This window comes from Clostridium sp. MCC328 (genome assembly GCF_018785465.1).
GTDB lineage: Bacteria > Bacillota > Clostridia > Lachnospirales > Lachnospiraceae > Pilosibacter > Pilosibacter fragilis.
Genome location: NZ_WQPW01000029.1, coordinates 73,090 through 96,996, shown reverse-complemented (window position 1 = coordinate 96,996; position 23,907 = coordinate 73,090). Strand labels below are relative to the sequence as shown.

The 23,907-nt window shown below is 48.7% G+C and carries 19 protein-coding genes; 1 reads left to right on the top strand and 18 read right to left on the bottom strand.

Features of this window, described 5'->3' with window-relative positions:
• Window positions 1-17: 17 nt before the first annotated feature.
• The 9 genes from GPK83_RS05975 to GPK83_RS05940 form a co-directional block, all read right to left on the bottom strand.
• A complete protein-coding gene (locus GPK83_RS05975; RefSeq protein WP_215704265.1) occupies window positions 18-3,392 on the bottom strand; it encodes a hypothetical protein in 3,375 nt (1,124 codons plus the stop codon).
• A 278-nt stretch (window positions 3,393-3,670) separates the two neighbouring features.
• The gene (locus GPK83_RS05970; RefSeq protein ID WP_015552449.1) at window positions 3,671-4,150 is read right to left on the bottom strand and encodes a phage tail protein; all 480 of its coding nucleotides are present in this window, start codon (window positions 4,148-4,150) and stop codon (window positions 3,671-3,673) included.
• Window positions 4,151-4,225: 75 nt separating this feature from the next.
• Window positions 4,226-4,405 carry a DUF6760 family protein gene (locus GPK83_RS17310; RefSeq protein WP_117552345.1) on the bottom strand — a complete coding sequence of 60 codons (180 nt, stop codon included), beginning with the start codon at window positions 4,403-4,405 and terminating at the stop codon, window positions 4,226-4,228.
• Window positions 4,402-4,773: a phage tail assembly protein gene (locus GPK83_RS05965; protein ID WP_117552346.1), complete on the bottom strand. Its 372-nt coding sequence runs from the start codon at window positions 4,771-4,773 to the stop codon at window positions 4,402-4,404. Before GPK83_RS05965 ends, GPK83_RS17310 begins: the two co-directional genes overlap by 4 nt.
• 140 nt (window positions 4,774-4,913) lie before the next feature.
• Window positions 4,914-5,339, bottom strand: a complete 426-nt coding sequence (locus GPK83_RS05960; protein WP_015552447.1) for a phage tail protein — start codon at window positions 5,337-5,339, stop codon at window positions 4,914-4,916.
• Window positions 5,340-5,358: 19 nt separating this feature from the next.
• The gene (locus GPK83_RS05955; RefSeq protein WP_117552347.1) at window positions 5,359-7,098 is read right to left on the bottom strand and encodes a phage tail sheath C-terminal domain-containing protein; all 1,740 of its coding nucleotides are present in this window, start codon (window positions 7,096-7,098) and stop codon (window positions 5,359-5,361) included.
• A gap of 82 nt (window positions 7,099-7,180) precedes the next feature.
• On the bottom strand, window positions 7,181-7,981 hold the full coding sequence (locus GPK83_RS05950) for a hypothetical protein (RefSeq protein ID WP_117552348.1): 801 nt from the start codon (window positions 7,979-7,981) through the stop codon (window positions 7,181-7,183).
• 22 nt (window positions 7,982-8,003) lie between these two features.
• Window positions 8,004-9,884, bottom strand: a complete 1,881-nt coding sequence (locus GPK83_RS16800) for an AAA family ATPase (RefSeq protein ID WP_181968007.1) — start codon at window positions 9,882-9,884, stop codon at window positions 8,004-8,006.
• A complete protein-coding gene (locus tag GPK83_RS05940) occupies window positions 9,859-11,640 on the bottom strand; it encodes a BTAD domain-containing putative transcriptional regulator (RefSeq protein WP_181968008.1) in 1,782 nt (593 codons plus the stop codon). The genes GPK83_RS16800 and GPK83_RS05940 overlap by 26 nt, the downstream gene beginning before the upstream one ends.
• A gap of 374 nt (window positions 11,641-12,014) precedes the next feature.
• On the opposite strand from GPK83_RS05940, the gene GPK83_RS05935 reads away from it, so the two are divergent.
• Window positions 12,015-12,845 (top strand): LytTR family DNA-binding domain-containing protein, encoded by an 831-nt coding sequence (locus GPK83_RS05935; protein ID WP_015552388.1) that lies wholly within the window; start codon window positions 12,015-12,017, stop codon window positions 12,843-12,845.
• A gap of 177 nt (window positions 12,846-13,022) precedes the next feature.
• Here GPK83_RS05935 and GPK83_RS05930 read toward each other — a convergent pair whose 3' ends face one another.
• The 9 genes from GPK83_RS05930 to GPK83_RS05890 all read right to left on the bottom strand — a co-directional run bounded on the left by GPK83_RS05930 (window position 13,023) and on the right by GPK83_RS05890 (window position 23,703).
• Window positions 13,023-14,756, bottom strand: coding sequence for a [FeFe] hydrogenase, group A (locus GPK83_RS05930; RefSeq protein ID WP_215704264.1), 1,734 nt, complete (start codon window positions 14,754-14,756; stop codon window positions 13,023-13,025).
• Entirely contained in the window at window positions 14,750-16,582 is a 1,833-nt protein-coding gene (locus GPK83_RS05925) for an NAD(P)-binding protein (protein ID WP_015552386.1), read from the bottom strand. The genes GPK83_RS05930 and GPK83_RS05925 overlap by 7 nt, the downstream gene beginning before the upstream one ends.
• A 266-nt stretch (window positions 16,583-16,848) precedes the next feature.
• Window positions 16,849-17,610 (bottom strand): SDR family oxidoreductase, encoded by a 762-nt coding sequence (locus GPK83_RS05920; protein ID WP_215704263.1) that lies wholly within the window; start codon window positions 17,608-17,610, stop codon window positions 16,849-16,851.
• A 25-nt stretch (window positions 17,611-17,635) separates the two neighbouring features.
• Window positions 17,636-18,676 (bottom strand): alcohol dehydrogenase catalytic domain-containing protein, encoded by a 1,041-nt coding sequence (locus GPK83_RS05915; protein WP_015552384.1) that lies wholly within the window; start codon window positions 18,674-18,676, stop codon window positions 17,636-17,638.
• 57 nt (window positions 18,677-18,733) lie between these two features.
• Window positions 18,734-20,017, bottom strand: a complete 1,284-nt coding sequence (locus GPK83_RS05910) for a TRAP transporter large permease (protein ID WP_117515107.1) — start codon at window positions 20,015-20,017, stop codon at window positions 18,734-18,736.
• Window positions 20,017-20,502: a TRAP transporter small permease gene (locus GPK83_RS05905; protein ID WP_117515109.1), complete on the bottom strand. Its 486-nt coding sequence runs from the start codon at window positions 20,500-20,502 to the stop codon at window positions 20,017-20,019. The genes GPK83_RS05910 and GPK83_RS05905 overlap by 1 nt, the downstream gene beginning before the upstream one ends.
• A 10-nt stretch (window positions 20,503-20,512) precedes the next feature.
• Window positions 20,513-21,532: a TRAP transporter substrate-binding protein gene (locus GPK83_RS05900; protein WP_117515111.1), complete on the bottom strand. Its 1,020-nt coding sequence runs from the start codon at window positions 21,530-21,532 to the stop codon at window positions 20,513-20,515.
• A 33-nt stretch (window positions 21,533-21,565) separates the two neighbouring features.
• Complete coding sequence (locus GPK83_RS05895; protein WP_015552380.1) at window positions 21,566-22,813, bottom strand: enolase C-terminal domain-like protein; 1,248 nt, start codon at window positions 22,811-22,813, stop codon at window positions 21,566-21,568.
• Window positions 22,814-22,986: 173 nt separating this feature from the next.
• A complete protein-coding gene (locus GPK83_RS05890) occupies window positions 22,987-23,703 on the bottom strand; it encodes a FadR/GntR family transcriptional regulator (protein WP_015552379.1) in 717 nt (238 codons plus the stop codon).
• Window positions 23,704-23,907: the final 204 nt, after the last annotated feature.

Below are 23,907 nucleotides of genomic sequence, written 5' to 3'. Positions count from 1 at the left end.
TTGTCATTTTTCCTGCTTTAATAGCCCCGGCGGATCTTCTCCGTGCGGAACTGTTTCTGCAGTTCCTTCATAACACGGTCCGCCATATTCCGGACGGATGCATCCTGTTTTTGGGTGTTTATCAGGCGCTTTACTTCTTCGTTTACTGTCTGCATCTGTTCGCGAAGTTCCTGACGAAGTCCGTTGATCTTCTTTTCCTGCTCTATGAGCGTCGATCTTGTAAATCCGGAATCCCGTTTAAGGATCCTTGTCTCTTCCCTTGTCTGCGTGAGTTTTGCGGACATTGCTAAGACATCAGAATTTGAGGCTATCTGATCCTGTCTGTGCTTTCCATGATCTGCGTACTGGATTTTCACGGCTCCGGCCAGATCCGGGATATGGATCATTTCCGGATCAGATTCATTCATGTTCCGGACACTGTTTGCCGGATTGATGTCGGAAAATCTGTGAAGTACTCTTAGCGGATGAATTCCAGCAAAATCCTGAGCTGCTCTTAAATGATCGATTCCTGCCAAGTTCTGGGCGCTTCTTAAGCGATCAGTTCCAGCAAAGCTCTGGATGACTCTTAAGCGATCAGTTCCAGCAAAGCTCTGGATGACTCTCGACCGGTCATTTTCCGTCTTGAGGATCTGCAGCACAGCAGGCCGGATCCCCGATATCATGCGGATCTCCGTGATACTTCCCGGGGCACCGCGTCTCGTGCGGAATCTTGTGATGCCGGGCAGGATTTCCGAGTATCCTGAATTTGATGGATATCCACCTGATTCCGATATCCGGCTGGCTACGGCCAACATAGGATTCGCACCTGACATAGGATTCACGCCTGACTGAGATCCGGCTGTGCTTTCTGATCGACTCATAATCGTCCGAAACTTTGTTGTATTCTCAGCTTGAGCGGTAACTGTCTTAAACTTAGCCGCGTTTTCCGGGTGGCTCATAAGTGTATGAAATTTCGTTATACTTTCCGGATACTCTGTAAGACTCCGGACTTTTTCTGCATTACCCAGATCGTTCATAACCGTCCGAAGTTTCATCTGATTCTCCTGGCTACTCATGAGTACCTGAAGTTTTGTTTTATTATCCGGTCGATTTATAGAAGTCAGAAGATTTATGATCGTATCTGGTTGCCTTGCACTTGGCTGAAATTCAGACAGCAGACTTTTTAAAATAACATTTGTCCGCTCATTTATAATTTTTTGTTCCACCAGCGCTGATTTTCCGGCTGCCGTCATCGGCAAAAACTGCTCCAGACGATCTCGCTGACTGGGCGTCTGATCCTGATCTGACGATCTGTCCATTGGTAAAGAACCTGACTGATTTTCCTGATTCCTGTAGATTAGCTGTGCCTCCGGCAATTCCGGAAGTGGTGCTTGTTCCAGTTCCAGTTGCTTTTCCCATTGGCTCTCCCGGTCAATTTCAGACTGTGATTCCGAATTCTTTCCTAACTGCTGCAGGAATTCCAGTTCTGATTTTTTTCCTGTCTGCTGTATGAACTCTGATTCAAGTTTCTTTTTCTCCTGCCGCTCTTTTTCAACCTCCTGCTGAAATTTCTCTGTTTCCAACACTTTCTCAAACTGGTAAGTTTTTTTTGGTTCTGACCGGTGATCTATCTGCTGCTGTCTTTCAATCTCCAGTAGTTTTTCGACCTGCTGCCTTTTTTCAGTCTCCTGCTGCTTTTCTGTATCTTGTTTCTGCTGCAGTGTCAGTAGTTGTTCCGTCTGATGTTGCTCCAGCTGATATCGTTTTTCTAATTCGGAAATTTTTTCTTTCTGTTGAAGTCTTTCCAGTTCATGCAGTTTTTCCGGCTGCTGAAATCTTTCCAACTCACGCAGTTTTTCCGACTGCTGAAATCTTTCCAACTCACGCAGTTTTTCCGACTGTCGAAGTCTCTCGGTCTCCAGCTGTTTCTCGATCCGCTGAACATTGTCTATCTCTCTCTGTTTCTCGGTCCGCAGGATCTTTTCTGTCTTATACAGCTTTTCTTCCAGCTGCTTTTTTTCCGACTCGAACTGCCTTGTCCTATCTTCCAGCTCTCGTTTTTCTTCCCGTATCCGGCTGCTGGCCTGGAGAATGGTTTCTTCCGTTTTCAGAGCTCCCACTCCTGGTGTCTCTTCCTGTTTTTCCGTCTGTGTCAGGTACACAAGATGGCTCTCCGGCATCTCCAGCTGTTCATTTCCCGTCGGTTCCGCCTGTATATCAGTTTCTGCATACTCATCTGTATTTTCGGAAAATTGTAGAAACCGTCCTTCCCTCCGGATCAAATCTTCTCTCTGGGAATCTCTTTCCCGCTGGAGTTCTTTTTCTATCTGTTTTCGGAATTCAGTCTGCAATTCTTCTTTCTGTTCCTGCAGATGAATTTCCGACTCTATCTGCCTTTCTTTCTCTGACTGTGGTTCTCCTCCCGGCTGTTCCGAACTCTCTGACAGCACTTCTCTTTCCAACTGTTTCCGACTCTCCGACAGCACTTCTCCTTCCAGCTGTTTCCAGTTCTCCGATAGCACTTCTCTTTCCGGCTGTTTTCGCCCCTCTGACAGCACTTCTCTTTCCAACTGTTTCCGACTCTCCGACAACCGTTTCTCTTCTGTCTGCTGCCGTTTTTCTAACTGCTGTCTATCTATTTTCGGCCCCTGTTCTTCTGCCTGCTTTTCCTTCCCTGACCCCAGTTTTCTCTCGGTCTGTCTCTGATTCTCTGACTGCAGTTCCCTCTCTGCCTGTCTCTTCTTCTCTAACTGCAGTTCCCTCTCTATCTGTCTCTCTCTCTCTAAGATCCGTGCTTCTGCCTCGACGCGTTCTGTCTGAAGCTTTTTCTCCGCTTCCGCCAGTTTTTCTCTCTGTATCGCCGTCTCTTTTCGGAGCCGGTCAATATTTTTTTTGACCTCCGTGGTTTCCCTGGATTCCATTGCAGAATCTTTTTTTCTTTCTCCCGGTTCCAGATACACCATGCGGCTCTCCGGAAGTTCTGCTGTACTTCTGCCTGAAGCTGTTTCCGTACTTCTTTCTGTATTTCTTTCCGTACTTCTTTCTGTACTTCTTTCTGTACTTCTCTCCGCACTTCCCTGCAGTTCTTCCAAATGTCCTGTAAGTCCCGTGCTCCTGATCCGTGCAGTCTCCCGGCGGATCTCCAATGTCTTTTTCTGGCTGTTCGCGTATTCCCGTATTTCCCGGATCCCGCTGATCTCCTCCCAACTGAATCCATCCTGCCAACGGCAGAATACCGGACTCTCCCGCATTTCCGCTTCCGTTCTCCCTTTTCCAGCCAGAAGATCCCTGGCAATCTTCACCTCGCGCGAAAACCGTTTTTCTTCTTCCATGGAAAGATTTTTCATCGAGAGTTCCAACGCAGTCCTGACGCTCTCTTCCAGAATCCGCGCATTTCCGATAGATATCTTCACTCCGATGGAATTTTGCCAGCAAAAAATGAGATTCTGAAAAAACAACATCAGCCGGCGCTCTTCACCGCTCTTTTTTTGCTCAGATTCTTTCTCTCCCTGCAAAAATGTCAGTGTCGCTCCGGCGAACCCATATTCCTCTCTCAAAGAATATTTTTCTTTAATTTTTTCACACCAGTCAAGATAATGGAATTTCTGCGGCGTCTGCCGTATCCTCCATAGCCTGTCTCTCATCCGATCACCACGCTTTTTTATAGATCGATTCTGTTTTTGCTTCTATATTATCCACGGAAAGAAGCCCCCGTTCCGCCTGTCCTTGCGTCTCCCATCTGCACACCGGCATGCGCAATCTCAAACTTCTGGATCAGCAGTTCATTTCCAAGCCCGTCCAGTCCTGAAACCTCCCACTTTACGATCACTCCGCCATTGATCCCATAGGAACCGGCAAATGATCCGGAACGGTCATATATGAACACATCGATCAGGCTGTTGATCCGGTAACCGGCTCTCCAGTTTTTGATCTGCTTCTGACCGGAAGAAAAACATTTGCCCTTTTCCAGAATCAGACGCCCGCCCTTTTTATTCGGTGTTACCGCAATATGGGGCGCAAAATTCATTCCACCGACCTGAAATTCTTCAACCTCCTGATCCTGCTCCAGATTCATTACCCTGGAAAAACCAAATTCCTGATTATCAATAAACACGCGGAAGGAAAAATTATCACACAGATCTGCCCAGCTTCCTAATCCATGTCCCAGCATATTTACCCCCCTGTCATCTGCCGGATCTGATACCGGCAGCTTCTCATGAACTCCTCTCAGGCAAAGCCGCAGGTCTTAGATCTTAAATACATTTTCCGGCTCATCATTCAGTCGGCTGTTGATTCCCGACACCTCGCTGCACCACCGGATCCGGTCCAAATGGCTCATCTCCATAATGTCATCATGGGACCAGTGGAGGTAATAGGCCAGAAATGCCGCTTCCTTGTAGATTTTGTCTGCCGGATACGTCTCTATTGACCTGCCTCCATAAAATTTACCGGGATCCTGATCTCCTTTCCGCAGTGCGGACAGATTCCTGTGTAGGTCGGCATCTCCATTGTGTTGATCCTCTCATAAAGATCCTGAAGATACGCCAGATCCATCGTAAATAATTTCTCTACCGTCCTCGTATCCACCGCCGGAAGAGAACCAAGTTTCGTGATAACTCTCGCAAGAAGAATGATCGTAAGATATCCCGGATTCTGCTGAACCCGCGGATCTTTCAACGGAAGAATCTCGTCCGCTGCATTCGCGAGACGCATGGTCCCTTCCCTGTGGATCATTCCCGTATCATCGATATAGCCCCTTGGGAGCGTAAATGTAAACTCGGTCTGAAATGCCATATTGCTGGTTCCCCTTTCTTGCAGGTTCAGCCGGACCGCAAAATTTCCGGATTCTCTCCTTCTTCTTCTGCAGTCCAGCCGACATTTATGTTCCGCAACGTTCCGTCATACCGGATCCGTTACCATTTCCCGCTATGTATTTATGAGACTCTTGTCATTCCCTCATGGGCGATTTCAAGACTCTCGATCGCAACCTCAGAGGATGTCGCGTTGAAATCCGGTGCTGTATATTTTACCGGCCATGCGTTGATGATCTGCCAGGAAGCAGCCGGGCTTCCCGCGATATCTAAGAGCGTGATCGTAAGTGTTTTTCTCTCCACATCGCCCTCGAGTCCTGCTGTCATCCACTCATAAAGTACCATGGAGTCTACAAGCCCCTGTTTCAGAGTGATATTTCCATATTTTTTCAGTCCCGGGATCTTGAGCGGTGTCTGTGTCATATCGCCCTCCCGGTATTCGATCACATCGATGGACGCATCAAAACCGGTAACCTCTGAGAATCCCCCGGCCTCCAGGCCGTCAATCTCTACTTTATAGTTAAATTTCCCATGCGGATATCCTGCCATGTCTTATCTCTCCTCTCAATTACTCGGCAGAGCCTGAATCACTCGTTTTCTGAGAAATCCTGAAGATTACGAACTCAGCAGGTTTCACAGGTGCAACACCGATCACACATACAAGACGTCCATTGTCGATATCGTCCTGACTCATTGTGTCGCGTCCGATGTTTACGAAGAATGCCTCTGACGGAACACTTCCCGCTAAGGAACCACCGCGCCACATTCCGGTCAGGAATACGTCGATCGTACGTTTCACGCGAACCCAGAGCACCTCATCGTTCGGCTCAAATACAGCCCAGTTCGTGTTCGCCTTAATGGACTCCTCAATGAAGATAAAGAGACGGCGGACATTGATGTACTTCCAGGACGGATCGCTGGATACGGTTCTCGCACCCCATACGCGGATTCCCATTCCCGGGAACGCGCGGATCAGGTTGATTCCCTTCGGGTTCAGAATATCCTGTTCTCCCTTATTAAACTGGCAGTCCAGTCCCACGCAGGCACGGACTACTTCGTTTGCAGGCGCTTTGTGTACACCGCGGCTGTTGTCACTTCTCGCATAGATTCCCATGATGGAACCGGACGGCGGAATCGCAAAATTCTTTTTATCGAGCGGATCAAAGACCTGAAGCCACGGATGATATAAAGCGGCATAGCTGCTGTCAAAGATCTCCCTGTGTGCGATCATGTCATCGACTTTTCTCGCGTCCCTCGGCATATCGAGGACTGCGAATCTGCTGCCCAGATTTTCACAGTGGGCAACTAAGGTGAGCTGCACATTCGGATCTGTAACACCAGGAACTGCCAGAATAGACACCACGTCATTATCCAGGAATGCCTGAATTCCGCTTCTTCTGCTGGCTCCGTTGTCATATCCGATAAAGTCCGCTGCAGTGATCGAAGATACGGAACCATTGCTTCCACCGGCAAAGGAAACGCTTACGACTGCATCCCCCTCAGCAGAAAGCTTGTCAAACGGGGATTTTATCTCCGCTCCTCCTGCTGCACACGCTGCGGTGATCAGGTCAGATTTCGCGGTCTTTTTCTCAATATAGTTCGGGGCATCGATATTAAAGGATACATTCTCGTAAACCTCTGTCTGATCCTCATATCTGACTTCCAGAGTGAATTCACATGTGCTGATCACTTTCTTCGGAACCAGATTCTTATCAACAACATCTTCTTCAAACTCTTTTTCAAACTCAAGAATATTGTCCTGATTTTTTACGACACGGTTGTAGACAAGCTTTTCTCCGTCAGAAAAACTTACAACATCTCCCGGATTGAATCCTCCGCCGTTCTTTACAACATATTTTTTTCCGGACGCATTCTGAACGATCTCGAGGATCTGCGTCTTCGCCTTGCTCGCCGGAGCGATCACCGCGCGGATGTTATTTCCCCACATACCCGGGTTCTTCGCGGTAAGTGTCAGAACAGCACTATCCTCTGACGGAACAGCTGCTGCCGCACATTTCGCGTCTTCCGGCGCTACACGGGCGATAAAGCATCTTGCGCCTCCATTGATAAAGAAATGTTCTACTGCGTACGCAAGGAAACGATATTCGCCAAATTCATTCTCGGATAAATACCCACCATACTTTCTCTTAAAGTCGGAAAAGTTTGTAACGAGCTGCGGAAGACCTTCGACCGGCCCTCTCTCCGCTAATCCGATAAATCCTGCGGTACTGGTTCCAACGCCTTCCATCGGCTTTGAACCGGAATCGAACTCCTCAACATATACGCCGGGTGATAAATACTCAGCCATAACCTTCATTTCTCCTTTCTCGCACATAACGGTCATGATTCGACTTGTTTTTCATATCATAGCAGGAGTTGCCAAACATTTTCTAAACAAATTCTTCCTTCTCGCCATTATTTTCTATATCCCCATCTTTCTCCGCATCTTTCGTCAGAACATTTTTCCATACTTTCTTTAAATATTCCTCAAGACTTCCGTTATGTACCCGTTTTTCTGCCCGCAATTCCTCACTCCTATTCTTCAGGATCTTATCAACCGACTGAATAAATCTTCCCTTTTCCCTCTGTTTGTGAAGTTCATTTTCCTTTAGCTGATCCAGATACTGATTCTTCACCGTCGAGAGTTTCCCCACTGTCCTCTGTTCTTCCAGAAGCTGCGCCCGTTCCTCTTTCTCTCTTTCACTGTCTAAAAACGGCAGCATCTCCTGAACCGTCTCAAGCCTTCCCTGATTTCTCATCAAAGAAAGACTCTCTGTCAGCCTGCTTCCCGTTTTTTCCTGATCCAGTTTCAGTGCTGCTGCGCTCTTTTCTTTCACATGCGGATTCACAAACGCTCTCTTTTGCAGAAACGGAAGCGGCACAGCCCCATTTTCACGGACATATTCGTAATCCCTGAGTTCTTTTCTCCGATCTTTTCTGAGTCCCGATATGACTGCCAGTTTTTCCGGAGCTTTCTGAACATCTTCCCTGTTCTTTTTCGCTGCTGCTTTCGAAACCCCGATTTCAAACGTTCCGTAAGAATTCCCGATTTCCAGCTTTTTTTCCGGTTCCCGTCCTTCCTTTTTTCGTCCCTCGGAGGACAGAAAGTGATCCATCTTTTCTCTGCGGCTGTTCTTCTCCCTTAGCACAGCCTGTGAATCTTTCCGGTATTCCCTGTAATCGTACTCCATGGTATTTCCTCCAGATATTTTCCTAAACCATACCGTACTGTCCCATCTCCGCGCCAGTCAGCCGTTTCCCGCTCTTTTGAAATTCATTTTGAAGTGCCCGGAGAATGTGGCTCATGTCGATCTCCCTGCCGTCCGCTGCCGCAAGGAACGCGGAATTTACGGCAATGTTTTTGATATTGCTTCCCGTCAGCTCGAACTGGTCTGCCAAAAACTGCAGATCTACATCCTCTCTGACCGGACATGCCTCAGGGAATACCCGGTTCCACATTTCAAGCCGCTCCCCTGCATCCGGAATGGAAAATTCCACCACGTACTGGATTCTCCGCTTGAATGCCTCATCAAGATTCTGCTGGTAGTTTGTGGCAAGAATGCTGATTCCGTCGTAATCCTCCATCTTCTGCAGGAGAAATGCCGCCTCCATATTCTGATACTTGTCCTGAGAGTCTTTTACCTCCGTCCGTTTTCCAAACAGGGCATCTGCCTCGTCAAAAAACAGGATACAGAGACTTTTTGACGCTTCTTCAAAAATCATGTTGAGATTTTTTTCCGTCTCTCCCACATATTTACTGACCACCGCTGACAGATTGATGCGGTACAACTCCAGATCCAGTTCATTTGCCATGACCTGAGCCGCCATCGTTTTTCCGGTCCCCGGGCTGCCTGTAAATAGAATAGATGTCCCAAGACCATATGGAAATCTGCTTGAAAATTCCCAGGTACCATATACCAGCTCCTGATTTCTGCTTCGGCTGCAGATGTCCTGAAGGAGCTTCTTCGACATCTCCGGAAGAACCAGATCCTCCCAGACAAACTGTGGACGGATCAATACTGCTTTCCCATGAAAACGGTACTCTGCCTGCCTCCTGCATGCAATTCTCAGTTCTTCCCTCGATGGAATTTCCGCATTGCGCGCAAAAGCCATATCCTTCGCCTGTTCCAGCACGTTCTGGAACTGCCCCGGAGTGAAACGGAATCTCTGCCACATTTCCCCGAATCCGTCTTCAAATGGAATCTGCCATTTTTTCGCGTACCGCATTCCCATGTCTTTTCTGGCAAATGGATCCGGTTCCCGGATCTCAAACACTGCGGGAACCTGCGCTGACCCCGGAATTACCGGACGCAGCGGCGTTTCCGTGATAATTATCACTAAAACAGGAAGTCTGTCCCATTCATGCCCCATCTCTCTCAGAACCCGGAACAGTTCCCGTTCCCCCAGTGCATCTTCCCAGATTACAGCGATCACACGTTCCTTTAAAAGGGCATTCACCCCGAGCTCTCCAAACATACTCCGGAATTTTTCCCGCCCGAGTTCCAGCAAAGAGCTTCCATCGAGAAGGATCAGCCCCATTTTCTTCTCACGACAGAACGCTTTTACATTCTCCAGCCTCCCGCTCCCGTCTTTTCCAGCCAGATTCAGGAGGATCCATCCGTCTGAATGCTCTTTCTTTTTCTGTTCGACCCGGATCATATCCCTGTATACACTCCGCTCCGGATCCGGTTCCTCCGCTTTCTCAAAATTCGAAAAAATCTCCAGAAAAAACTCATCTGGATCCGGAGGAAATTCCTGCTCAATAAATCTCAGAACCTGTTCCCTGATGCGGTAAATGATTCGGCCAGACGCTTCTTCCACGTTCCTTCCGGCAATCGTGCGGATCTCCTTATCAAGCTCCGCCCGGTCTGTTTTTCCCCCAGCTTCCGCATTCGGTCTATTCTTTTCCCATGCCCGGATCAGCTCATCAGGATAGATCCCGTTGGTCCCGTTCAGATCAGGATCCCACTCAGCAAGCAATAAAAGCTCCAGCGCAAATGCTCCAAAGGCTGTCAGAGAACAGCGTTCCCGCACCAGCCCGATCCGTCTCTCCAGATCCGTCATTCCATCACCATTTCTTTCTGCAGCCCTCAAACGCCTTTCTGACTTCCGGACCAGGCTTTTCTTCAAACTCCCGCAGATAAAGGTCTTCATATTCTCTATATACACGGTTTGCGTTTTTATAATCACCAAGTCTTCCGTATGCCGTGATCAGCATCGCTGCGATATCTTCCGAATAGGGGTCCTCATTTCTGAACAATTCCAGATATTCCGCGGCCTCCGCCGTCTCCCCGATTCTCATTTTATAAGAGCCCAGAGATCTCAGACACTGCTGTACAATGCGTCCCATATAAGCCCGGATCCCATAAGTCCACTCTTCTGTACAGAATTCCAGATAAGCACCCCCATAAAGCTCTCTGATATCCGGCATTTTCCAGAGCTCCGTCCAGTTTTCATTCTCCAGTTGTCCCTTTATCGCCATGATTGACGCATAATCTGATTCCGTCTTTCCAACATCCAGATAATACATTCCTTTCCTGCATATGATCAGCTCCGGTATCCCGGTATCCTTCAGATTTTTTCGCAGATACGTCATGGTTGTATAAAAAAGTTTTCTGGCTCTATCTTCCTCAAGTTCCGGCCAAAGACTTCCTATGATCACGTCACGGCTCACCGGAACCCCCTGTTTATTAAATAGAAACGCAAACAGTTCTTTCGTCTTTTTTGTCCGCCACTTCGGTTCTTCACCATGGTACTGGACATGAAAGCTTCCAAAGCTTTTGATCCGGACTTTTCCCGCGCTGGTCTCCTGCTCATCTTCCTCCGTATTTCTGTACTCAAAAATGGTTTTATTTTCTCCCTGCACCTGCAGATAATCCCGAAACATCCCCGGAAACAGATAACATTTCTCTTTCTGATCATACAGAAGAACTCCCTCTTCCTTTAAGAACTTCAGGTATTCCCCAGCCCACGGGATCCCTAATGTATCTCTCGCTATGTCTCCGTCGATTTTTTCCCACCCGGAGAGGGCTTTTAAAATACTCATTCCTTTTTCCGTAAAACGCTTTGTCAGACAGTTTCTCCCATACTGTCCATAGACCGGATGTCCCTTCAGTCTGCAGAGATCTTCTACCGGAATCCGTTTCTCCCCGTTTGCCATGAGATCCAACGCATAGCATATTCCAGCCGGAAATCCGCCAAAATATCTTCTCAATTCAGCTGCAATATGATCTTTTTCTTCTGCAGAACGGCCCGACAGCCTGATATCGGCCAGTTGTCTGATGTCTTTTTCCGGAAGGAGCATTCTTTCCGGCCGCAGCCGGAAGATCTCTCCACAAAACATTTCCCTCAAACGGTTTTCCGATAAATTTTCCTGTCCTTTTGAGTCCAGCCAGACAACAACTTTCATCCTTTCCGTAAGCTTTTCCATCAGACGTCCCCCGAAAAACATCACCTCACGGGAATTCAGATACCGGATCCCGGAAATCGACACCAGCTTTTCCAAACCTGCCGCCTCCGTGATCCTGACAGCTATCTCCGCAGTCAGGTAACGCTTGATTTCCGGAAGAAGTTTCTCTGAAGAAGCAAGTTCATACAGATCTCTCATCTCTACGGGTATGCTTTGTCTTTTACAGTTCTCGTTGATCCACAGGATAAATTCCTCTACCGTATCGAGTTCCTGTGTGAAGTCCAGAAATAGGGCTGCGTGTTTTCCGACCTGTTCTGCCAGACAGACTCTTCCGTATTCCATCGGCATATCTACCTGTGTGATCTTTCCGACATGATTCAAAATATCAAAGCCTGCTGTCTCAAATGTTTCTGTCTGATCCAGAACCTCTGCTGTCTTCATTCCTGTATCCTCCTTCCCGCAAATATATTTCTGTCCGATTCCGAAAGTCCTGACTTTTTTCATTTTTACATGTTCGACATTCTTCGTCAACATCTCCTGCACAAGATGTCGTTTTTCTGCACGAGTTGTAAAAATACAGAACATTTATTTTATTTCGTTTCGTTTTCTTTTATTTTCGTTTTTTCTACAATTTTATCATTCAAAACCATAGTGTTCAATTCTCCGGTTTTAAATGCAGGATTTCATGTATCAAATACACCATAATTCACGATCTTTTCACTTTTCATTTTCGACACGAAATCAATTGTTTTTTTCATTCCGGCATGATAAAATGAATCGAAAATTTTTGACCCATGCCCTCATTGGAGGAATCTATGAACATTTCCGCACAGATCCAGCAATCCGTACACATTATCACCGAATACTACGAAAACCGCCTGCAGCCGTTCTTCGATGCCATCGACGACGATCTTCTCTGGATCGGTCCTGCCGAGAGACAGTGGATGCAGGGAAAAGAAAATATCTTAAACGCCTTCACTCAGGAGGAAGGGAGACACCATCTGACATTCCGGATGAGCAATATCTCCGCCACACCAATCTCCTGCGGAACTCATGCCTGCGAGATCATTCTGACCTATCTCGTGTATACATACTATCCAAACGGTGCAATGACGGTTCATGACCAGAGGCTTCATTTCACCTGGAGAGATAAAAAAGTGACCGGCCCCGATGGAAAAAAGCATCTGGTTCCAAAAGCCGCTGTCATCCATATCTCCAACGCTTTTCCATACGATGACCGTGATAAGATCTATCCGGTCCATTATGATGAAATGAAAGTCCCGACGACACTCACGCCTGCAACCGGCCCCCGCATCACGATTTCCGGATCGAACCATGTATGTCATTTTCTGGCAGCGAATTCGATTCTTTACATTGAGACAGGATCCCGCTCCCCGTACACGGTCTTTCATACCTTAAACGGCGAGTTCAATTCCACGGAATCTATCTCAAAGCTCGAGAAAAAATACAGTGACATTTTCCTGCGGGTCCACGCCAGCTTCATGGTAAACCCGCTTTTCGTCCAGTCCATCCGCCGTTTCGAGATCACCCTGACCGACGGAACCGTACTTCCGGTCCCGGACAGAAAGTATGCGAAGGTGACGAAAGCGCTGCAGGAGTGGGGGACATCAACATCAATCAACTAAATCTTTGTTCATTCTGCGATTTAAACATATACGTCCTCTGGCTTTCGCCTTTTATCCCGATTTATGAAACCAGAGGACCTTATTTTTACTATTTATCCGCTTTGCAAAATAGATAAAAGCACGCATCTGCTTCCTGCATCTGCGTGCTTTTCCTGTATCCGTAATTTAACTGACACTTTAATTATTTTTCCAATGCTCCGTATGTAGCAGCATATGCGCCTTATGGGACATCGGCTTTCCAAAGAAATCACTGTAGATCTCCCTGATATCCGGGTTCTCATGAGAGTAGCGGATATCAGCTTTTGCGTCCAGCGCATAGAGCTTTCTGCCTCTCGCAAACGCCAGCTCCTCACCATCGTGGATCGGCTGTCCGCCTCCGCCGACACAGCCGCCCGGGCAGGCCATGACTTCCACGAAATCGTAGTGGACCTCGCCGCGCTCGATCTGCTGTAAAAGTCTTCTCGTGTTTCCGAGTCCGCTGACCGCTGCTGTGCGGAGTTTGATGTCACCGATGGCAAATTCCGCTTCCTGAACTCCGGCATTCTCCTGAAAACCTCCGCTGCGGACCGCTTTAAAAGCGTCTGCTGGAGGATTCTCGCCTTTTAAGGTAAAATACGCGGTGCGGAGAGCCGCCTCCATAACGCCGCCGGTCGCTCCGAAGATCACGCCCGCTCCGGTTCCCGCGTGCATCGGGCTGTCGCCAGGGAACTCCACTAAGGTATCCGGGCGGATGTGGGCGGAGCGGATCATCTTCACAAGTTCTCTTGTTGTGAGAACCGCATCCACGTCATGTCCGGCATACTCGCCGTAGAAGAGATCCATCTCCCGCTCGCCTTTCTTTGCCACACACGGCATGATGGACAGCGTAAAGATCTGATCCGGAGAAACACCAAGCTTTTCCGCGAAATATGTCTTCATAACCGCGCCGAACATCTGCTGCGGGGATTTCGCCGTGGAGAGATAGTTCACCATGTACGGGAACTGGGTCTTCACAAAACGCACCCAGCCGGGGCAGCAGGACGTGAACATCGGTCTCTCCTTCAGCTCGCCGCTCGTAAACCGTTTTATAAACTCCGTGCTCTCCTCCATGATCGTGAGATCCGCAGAAAATACTGTATCAAAGGCGTAGTCCACGCCCATGCGTTTTAAAGCATCAAAAATCTTGCCCACCGGCGCGTCCTCGTCCGTAAGTCCGAGCTCCTCGCCCCAGGCCGCGCGCACCGCAGGGGCAACCTGGGCCACCACGATCTTATCCTTATTCTCGATCGCTTCCCAGACCTTCTCCGTATCGTCTCTCTCGGAGAGCGCTCCCACCGGACAGTGGGTGATACACTGACCGCAGAGAGCACAGTCAGCTTCCCGGATCGTCTTATGTCCCGCTACATTCACGGTCGTTCTGGAACCGGTTCCCTCCACATCCCAGATGCCAAGCCCCTGGATCTTGTCGCAGACCTGCACGCAGCGCATGCACTTGATGCATTTCGCGGAATTGCGGATCAGCGGGAAATCCTTATCCCACGGCTGGTATTCCGGTTCCTGCCTGAACGGAATGTCCAGGATATTCAGGTCGCAGGCAACCTGCTGTAACTGGCAGTTCCCGTTTCTCGGACAGACAACGCACCGGTTATCATGCTGGGATAATAATAACTGTACCGTATTTCTTCTATGATTTCTGACCTTCGGGCTGTTGGTGTAGATCACCATGCCGTCCTTCACAACATTGTTGCAGGATGTGATCAGCTTCTCTTTTCCTTCCAGCTCCACGACGCAGACTCTGCAGGCCGCGATCTCGTTGATCCCCTTTAAGTAACAGAGCTTCGGGATCGGGATCCCGTTTCTCTCAGCAGCTTCCATGATCGTGATATTTTCCTCTGCCGAAACATGTTTTCCGTCGATGATCATATTTACCATAATGTACTCCTGCCTCCTTTAAAGATTCCGTATCCGAAATGGTCGCAGCGCAGGCACCGTCCGGCTTCCTGCTTCGCCTCCTTCTCGGTCATGCAGTTCTCCACTGCGTTGAAATCGCAGACACGCTCGCAGGCATCACGTTCCGTTAAGTTCACGCGTCCGCACGGGGTCTTGTCTTTCAGGCTCGCCTCCGGGATCTCCACACCGCTGGTGATCTCGTGGTGGTAGCCGAGGTATTCATCGATGTTCGCCGCAACGACCTTCGCCGCCGCGATGGCTTTAATGACGGAAGCCGGACCGCTGGAGCAGTCGCCGCCCGCGAATACGCCAGGCATGTTCTCAAAAGCGCCGCTCTTTAAGGTGACGATCTTGCCGCGGGATACCGGAATCCCGGCCTTCTCGAAATGTCCGGACTCGATATCCTGTCCGATGGCCTTGATGAGGATGTCGCATGGGATGTAGACATCCGGCTCTCCTGTCGGTTTCACGCTGGCACGTCCATCCTTGATCGCGCTGATCATCTGCGGGGTCGCGTAGATGCCGTGGATCTTGTGATCCTCGCCGACATCCAGGGACGCCGGAGCCTTTAAGGTCACGATCTCGATTCCTTCGGCAATTGCGCCCTCGATCTCGCCGGGCAGCGCTGTCATATCGTTTCTTCGTCTTCTATATAAAATGCTGACTTTCTTCGCACCCAGTCTCTTCGCCGTTCGGACCGCATCCATGGACACGTTTCCGCCGCCGATGACAACGACTTCTTTTCCGGTCAGATCGATGATCTCGTCTTTTCCAACACTTCTTAAGAACTGTACCGCGGAGAGCACGCCGTCCGCGTCCTCGCCCGGAAGTCCAAGTTTTTTATCCGTGCTGGCACCGATGGTGATGAGCACCGCGTCATACTGTTCCCGAAGTTCCTGAATCGTAATGTCCACGCCGATTTTTAAGCCCTGTTTTACTTCCACTCCTGTCTTTAAGATCGCGTTGATATCGTCATCCAGCCGATCCTTTGGGAGACGGTAGTTCGGGATTCCGTAGCGGAGCATGCCGCCGAGCTTCGGAAGCATCTCATAAACGGTAGTCTGATGTCCCATAAGCTGTAAGTAGTAAGCTGCGCTAAGGCCTCCGGGGCCTCCGCCGAGGACAGCGACCTTCTTTCCCGTTGACGGAGCACATTCCGGCGGATCCACAAAGCCTGCGTAGTCCGCCGCAAACCGCTTGAGGCCTCTGATGTTGACCGCATCATCCACCATGTTCCGGCGGCATCTCGCCTCGCAGGGATGCTCACAAATAAAGCCGCAGGTGGTTGGGAACGGGTTGTCCTTGCGGATCAGACGGATCGCATCGGCGTATCTTCCTTCTTCCACAAGCGCCACATAGCCCGGAATGTCCACATGGGCAGGACAGATCGCGACACAGGGAACCGGCTGGTTGTAGGTACAGGTACAGCGTCCGTTCCTGATATGCTCCACATAGTCATCGCGGTAGCCGATGAGTCCCTTGTAGACCATGTTCGCCGCCTCATAGCCGATGGCGCAATCGGCGGAGTCCATGATCGACAGTGCTGTCTTTTCCATAAGATCCAGCGTGTCCATCGTCGCTTTTCCGTTTAACACATCCCGGATCAGCTGGTTCAATTGTCCGAGACCGATCCGGCACGGCACACACTTTCCGCAGGTCTGCGCATGGCATAGCTCCAGAAATGCTCTGGCCATATCAACCGGACAGAGCCCCGGCGGGCTTGACTCGATTCTTCGTTCCAGATCTTTATAAAGTCCCTCCATCACGATCCGCGCGCGGGTCGGGGACATGATCTCCAATCTGCTCATATGATCCTCTCCTCTGCAATCTTTTTTCATCGGTCACACCTGCTCACGCAGGCATGTCTGCTTTCCCCTCTATGGCTTATTGAATTTATTTCTTAACATATTGTCGATTTTACCACGCAATTATTAAATGAATCAAGTATTTTATTTGTTTTGCTTAATAATCTTTTGTTTAACGTTATTTTTTAGACAAATTCATAGATACGATCGTGCCTGCAAAAAAATACCGCCCGGGGACTTTCCGGACGGCATTTTCATTTGCACCTATGTTATTTTACAAGATATCCGCCGTCTACCGGGATGATCGCTCCGCCCAGATAGTCGCTGGCATGGGATGCAAGGAAGATGCAGGCACCCTTCATGTCATCGCCAGTACCCCAGCGATTTGCCGGAATACGCTCGGTGATCTGCTGATATCTTGGATTCTTCGGATCAAGCAGCGCGGAGTTCATCTCTGTTGCCATATAACCCGGCGCGATCGCATTGACGTTGACGCCTCTTGCAATCCAGTCATTGCTGAGTTCCTTGGTGAGCTGTGTCACGCCGCCCTTTGCTGCTGTGTAAGCCGGAACAGTCTGTCCGCCAAACCAGGATACCATAGATGCGATGTTGATGATCTTTCCATATCCCTTCTTCAACATGATCTTTGCAGCTTCCTGACAAAGAATGAATACAGAATTTAAGTTTACATTGAGAACTTCATCCCACTCTTCGATCGGGAATACTTCCGCACTATGACGTCTCTGGATACCATGTGCGTTTACAATAATGTCAAGATCGCCGCCAAGTGCAGCCACACAGTCATTGAATCCCTGATATACCTGCTCCCGCTTGCTGAAATCTGCTTTTACACCGTGGCACTTGAAGCCGCGGTCGCAGAATCCTTTTGCCACATCATAGACCTTGTCGGAAGTTCCGACGATCACGACCTCACATCCTGCCTCCATCAGACCTTCTGCCATTCCATAACCAAGTCCTCTTGTTCCGCCCGTTACGATTGCTTTCTTTCCAGCTATGTTAAATAATTCCATGATCATGCTCTCCTTTTTATTATTATTAATCAAACAGAATTACCATCTTTTTCGCTGACTCATCCGGATGATCCATCAGATGGAAGACCTTATCAATCTCGCTGAATTTGATGAATGTTGTTGCGATGCCTTCGGTGATATACTCACCCTTTTCCATTCTTGCGATCGTCGGCTCGAACGCATCCTGAGACATCCTGGAGCCAATGATGTCAAGCTCTCTCTGATTGATCATCGCCTGTGTGATTCCCTCTTTTTCTGTACAGAATCCCATCGGTACCATACGGCCCGCGTTGCAGAGGATCCCCGGCTGCAGGCACATCGTCAGGGAACCCGGGAAGCATGCAGAGTCAAACGCTACGGTACAGCCATGTCCGTCTGTGATCTTCTGGATCTCCGCAACAACATCCTGAGTCTTGGAATTGATCACATAGTCAGCGCCGTATTCTTTTGCGCGCTCAAGGGAAGAATCGCTGATATCACAGCAAATCACGGTCTTGCAGCCCTTTGCCTTACATGTCTGTAAAATAATGGAACCGATCGTTCCTGTACCAAGGATAAATACAACATCATCTTCGACCACACGACCGCGTCCTGTGCAGTGGGAACCGATTGCAAACGGCTCAACAAGTGCCGCATCTTCCCACTTGACAGAATCGGAAATCTTGTATACTTCTTTTGCCGGCGCCGTGAAATACTGTCTCCAGCCGCCGTCTGCTCCGGAACCTCTTACTTTTACATGCTCGCACACGTTCTTTCTTCCATGCGTACACTGGTAACAGGTTCCGCAGGAGGAGAGAAGATCCACGATAACATGGTCACCCACTTTCACATTTTTCACGTTTTTACCAATCTTTGCGATCACACCGGCATTCTCATGTCCCGGAATTCTCGGATATGTGGAGCACGGGTTGGAACCATGCCAGATGTGGTGGTCACTTCCGCATACACCTGCGGATTTCATCTGGATAAGGACTTCATCCTCGTTTGCAAGTTCCGGAATCTCAACCTCACGCACCTCATATTTATGCGGTTCTACAACAACGACTTCTTTCATCATTTCAGCCATGATTCATTCTCCTTTTTCTAAAAGACTTTGTTTTATCTATAACCGGTTCATTCCATGTTATCCTATGATCGACGGGAGCAGCAGTGAAATTCCCGGAACAAGTGCAAATAAGATTCCGCAGAGAATCTCTACTACAACGAACGGAACCAGATGCTTTGACACCTGACCAACGGACTGTTTGCTGATTCCACATGCCACGAACATGCAGGTTCCGAAAGGCGGTGTCGCCTGTCCCATTGCAAGAAGGAATACGAATACAAGTCCGAACTGTACCGGATCGATGCCGAATGCAGCTGCGATCGGAGCAAGGATCGGTCCGAGGATCAGGTTTGTTGCTCCAACTTCCAGGAACATACCGCAGATCGTCAGAAGGATGATGATGATCGCCCAGAACATATATTTATTAGAGACAAATGCGAGCATGAAGTTCGTCACTGCCTGCGGGATCTGATAATAAGAGATAAGCCAGCCAAACATCTGCGCTGTCACAACAAGGATCATCAGGTTTGCAGTTCCCTCTGCTGTATTCTCAACGATCTCCCAGATCGTCTTCATGCTGATCTCGCGATAAACAGCGAGGCATACGATCAGACCATAAACAACGGCAACAACTGCGGACTCTGTCGGTGTAAAGATTCCGGCGTAAATACCTCCGAGAATGATGACCGGCATGATCAGCGCCCATACTGCGTCTTTAAAGGAAACAAGAAATCTCTTGAAGGAAAACTGGTCGGATTTCGGGAATCCGCATTTCTTTGCTTTGTAGTAAGCATAGAGGCAAAGAAAAACGCTGCAGACAACACCGGGAAGAATGCCGGCCATTAAGAGTGCGCCTACGTCTGTTCCTGTGATATTACCGTAAATAACGAGCACGATACTCGGCGGAATTACGATTCCAAGTGTTCCTCCGATCGCCTGAACGGCTGCCGCATAAGATTCCGGATAGCCGCGCTTTACCATCTCCGGGTACATCAGTCCGCCGATGGCCGCTGTTGTAGCAACAGAGGAACCGGAAATTGCTGCAAAGAATGTGCAGGCAACGATAGATACCAGGGAGATTCCGCCGGAGATCCAGCCGACGAGGGAATCTGCAAAGGCAACGAGACGTTTGGAAAGTCCGCCCTTTGACATAACGTCACCGGCGAGCATGAATGCCGGGATCGCCAGCATGGAAAAGCTGTTGGAGTTTGCGAAAATTCTCTGTGCGATCACTACAAATGTAAGCTTCGGGTCAAGAAGAACCGCTGCAATACATGATAACCCCAATGCCCATGTAATTTCAAGTCCGCATGCCATGCCGACAAGCAGGACAACGATCAAAGCAATAGCTGCAGTCTGCATCAGCCTACCTCCTTCTCTTTTCCAAATTCCTCCCAGGTATCTACGATCAATGCGAGGAAATTCATAATAAATCCGATAAACATGATCCCGTAAAGCAGGCTCATTGAAATTCCCATTGCCGGGCTGATCTGATATCCACCGATCTCAATAAGCCCGTAGCCGCTATACATAAGAATCAAACTAACATAAATGGCGATTCCTTTCCGGATCACATCCATAACATACTGTGCCTTTCCCTTCAGGTATCCGTCGATCAGCTCAATGCGGACAAACAGGTGATCTGTCGCCGCGAGGTTGATTCCAAGAACGATCAATGCCACAAACAGATATCTGGAAAGTTCCTCCGACCATGTCAGGCTCTTAAATATAACAAATCTGCAAAATGTCTGTAAGAATACAACTCCGATCATCAGTAAAAGGACTGCGCCGATGATCGCTTTATTGATTTTCTGTACTTTTTTAAAGGCTGCCGCGAATTTTTCCATAACGCACCTCCTACTGCTTTACTGACAGTGCCCGAATCTCAGAGATCATATCACCATACTGTTCTTCCCACTGCGCATACAGGTCTGCTGCCTTGTCGATGAACTGCTGCTTATCCGGATATGTAACGGTCATTCCCTGTTTTTCCAGCTCTGCGACTGCCTCGGAATCCATCTTACGACTGATTTCTCTCTCCTCGATGCTGCACTCAGCCATCACACGTTTGAAGGTTTCTTTTGTCTCATCGTCAAAGGATGCCCATGTCTCAGGACTCATGACAAGGAAAACGGTCGAGTACGCATGCTCGGTCATTGCAAGGTGGTTGTTGACCTGAGCGACGTTGTTTGTCAGGATAACGGTTGCCGGGTTCTCCTGTCCGTCAAGTGCACCCTGCTGGAGTGCTGTGTAAGCTTCGCCCCATGACATCGGGGTCGCATCTGCTCCCATTGCTTTCCAGAATGCGATATGTACCTGATTCTCCATGGTACGGATCTTCAGTCCGGCGACATCATCCACCGAATTGACATCCCGCTTGCTGTTTGTCAGGTTGCGGAAACCGGATTCCCAGATCCCCAGTCCGTAGAGCTGGACGCCGGAAAGCTTGTCGAGGAAACGGGTTCCGATATCCCCCAGGAACACGGCATCGGCCTGCTCGGTCGATGTGATCAGGTACGGAATGTCCAGCGCCTGAAAATCGTTGATGAAGTTTCCGATCGTGGACTGGTTGACGACTGCGATATCGATCGTTCCCATCTGACATCCCTCGATCGTATCGATCTCAGCTCCGAGCTGTCCGTTATGGTATGTCTCGATCTTATATTTTCCTTCGGTCTCATCGTAAATCCTGTCTGCAAATGCTTCCATCGACTGTCCGATGGCTCCTGCCTGTGATGAGGTCTGTGCCATTCGAAGCGTGATCGTTCCGTCTGTGCTGTTCTTCTGATGACTGTCCTTGTAGATGCTGAATCCGCTGAGTACAACTGCTGCTGCGAGAATTCCTGCAGCTGCGAGAGCTGATGACTTTTTGCTCATTCCTCTTTAAGCTCCTTTCCCTTTTCCGAAAATCTACGGAGTTACAAGTGCTCCGTCACGTCCTCTTGTCTGTGTCCACGTTGTCACGGTGTTTTCACACGGATACTTTGCCGCCTCAGTTTCATCGATATCGACGCCCAGGCCTGGCTTATCATTCGCGTAAACATAGCCTTTCCGATACTCCGGCATACCTGGGAATACATCAAGAAGCGCGCCGTGCGGTCCTTTTAATTCCTGAATCACAAAGTTCGGCGGTTCGATCCCGGACCATTCCTGAACACCGAAATTCTGTGCCGCAAGGTCGATGTGGATATTTGCTGCATGGGCTAACGGAGACATATCCCCCGGTCCGTGCCATGCTGTCCGAACACCAAACTGCTCCGCAAAGATCTGAAGCTTTCTCGCCGGTGTAATTCCTCCAACCTGGCTGATATGAACACGGATGAAATCGATGAGCTGTTCTGCGATCACGGTTCTCCATTCATACGGATTGTTGAACAGTTCCCCCTGCGCGATCGGGATGCTCGTCTGCTGTCTTAAATTTCTAAGCCAGGAGAGCTGCTCTAACGGAACCGGATCTTCCAGAAAGAAAAGATCAAACGGTTCAAGACCTTTCGCAAGCGCCACCGCATCAGCCGGAGCAATCCGCTCATGGACATCATGCACAAGCTGCATATCGTAACCGATCTTCGCTCGAATCTGTTCAAATAACTGGATTGTATCGCGGATGTATTTCTTAGAATCGAGATACAATCCATCATGTGCGCCTTCTGGTGCTGTCTCAGGTGTCTGTCCATAAGGAAGTCCGCCGTAACCGCCGCACTGGCATCTTAAGTGGGTAATCCCCATTTCCTGATACATCTGAATATTCTCGCAGATCTCATTAATGTCCCGTCCGTCCACATGACGGTAGACCGGAATTCCTTCCCTTACTTTTCCTCCAAACAACTCGTATAACGGCATCCCTGCCATCTTTCCCTTGATATCCCAAAGCGCCATGTCGATTCCGGAAATCGCGTTATTCTCGATCGGGCCATTTCTCCAATAGCCGTTCTGATGCATCAGCTGCCAGGTCTCCTCGATATTTTCAACCGGACGCCCTACAAGCAGCGGCTTCATATACTCCTCAATCAGATGCTTTACCGTCAGATGGCGGTAAGCAAAGGTTGCGCAGCCAAGTCCATACAGCCCCGGCTGATTTGTCTCGATCTTTACGACCACAAGATTGATTCCTTCCGGTGCCGTACAGATCACCCGGATATCCCTAATCTTTACTGACATCCCATATTCCTCCTCATCCTTTTATTTATAAGACGTTGCCATAATCAGTTTATTGATTTTGCAGATTTTCAAGTTGTCTTGATTGTCTCTTAACTTGTTACTCATCATACAAGTTTGGATTTATTATCAAGGTGCCTTTTGCGCTGCAACCGACACCCTGTTTTACTCATTGCTTATTTTTTTCCTGTTCCGCCTTCACGATCTTCGATCTTTCCAGACATCTTCAATGTCTCAATCGAACCACCAAGATGCTGTTCCATTACGTCACGAGCCCTTTCTGCATCATGATTTTTAAATGCTTCCAGTATCTCCGTGTGGTAGTGAAGTCCCGTCTCATATCCGAACAACTCATTCATTTGTTCATGGTTTTTTCTGGATTCCAGAAAAACTTTATGAAGACTCTTTTCCAGAAGCGGATTGCCGGAGGTCCGGCTGATAACTTCATGAAATTTCAGGTCTGCACGGACAAATTTCGCTCGGTCTCCTTTAAATTCCTTCATCTGTTCCAGATAAACTTCCAGAGCGGCAACTGTTTTTTCATCGCAGTTTTCCATTGCGAGTACGCATGCCCCCGGCTCCAGAATCTTTCTGAATTCCAGTACTTTGCAGATATCCATACAATCTTCCGATGTGATCTTGTATTCTGCCTCGTCCCAGTTTTCAACCTGAGTGTTGATCAGGAACGTTCCTTTTCCCTGATAGCTTTTCAGAACACCAATCCCGATCAGATATTGAAGTGCCGATCGGATACTGGAACGGCTGACTCCAAGTTCCATAACCATCTGGTTTTCAGACGGAATCTTTTCGCCGATGTTCCATTTTCCGGATTCAATATTTTCCTTCAGATACTCAACGACCTGATCCGTAATATTGACTGTTTTTATTTTCATCCTCGCGCGTTACCTGCTTCTTTATTATTCTGCTTGTTGGGCGGATAAGATTGTTCTTTTACTTGTCAGACAACCTATGAGTTGATTATATCCTATTTTTACCTAAAGTCAATACCCATTTTCAATATTTTTGGTTGTTTTTTACAGACTGAACGGAATCTTTGCGGGGAATGTTGATATGTTCCATGCAGAAAATGACTGCCC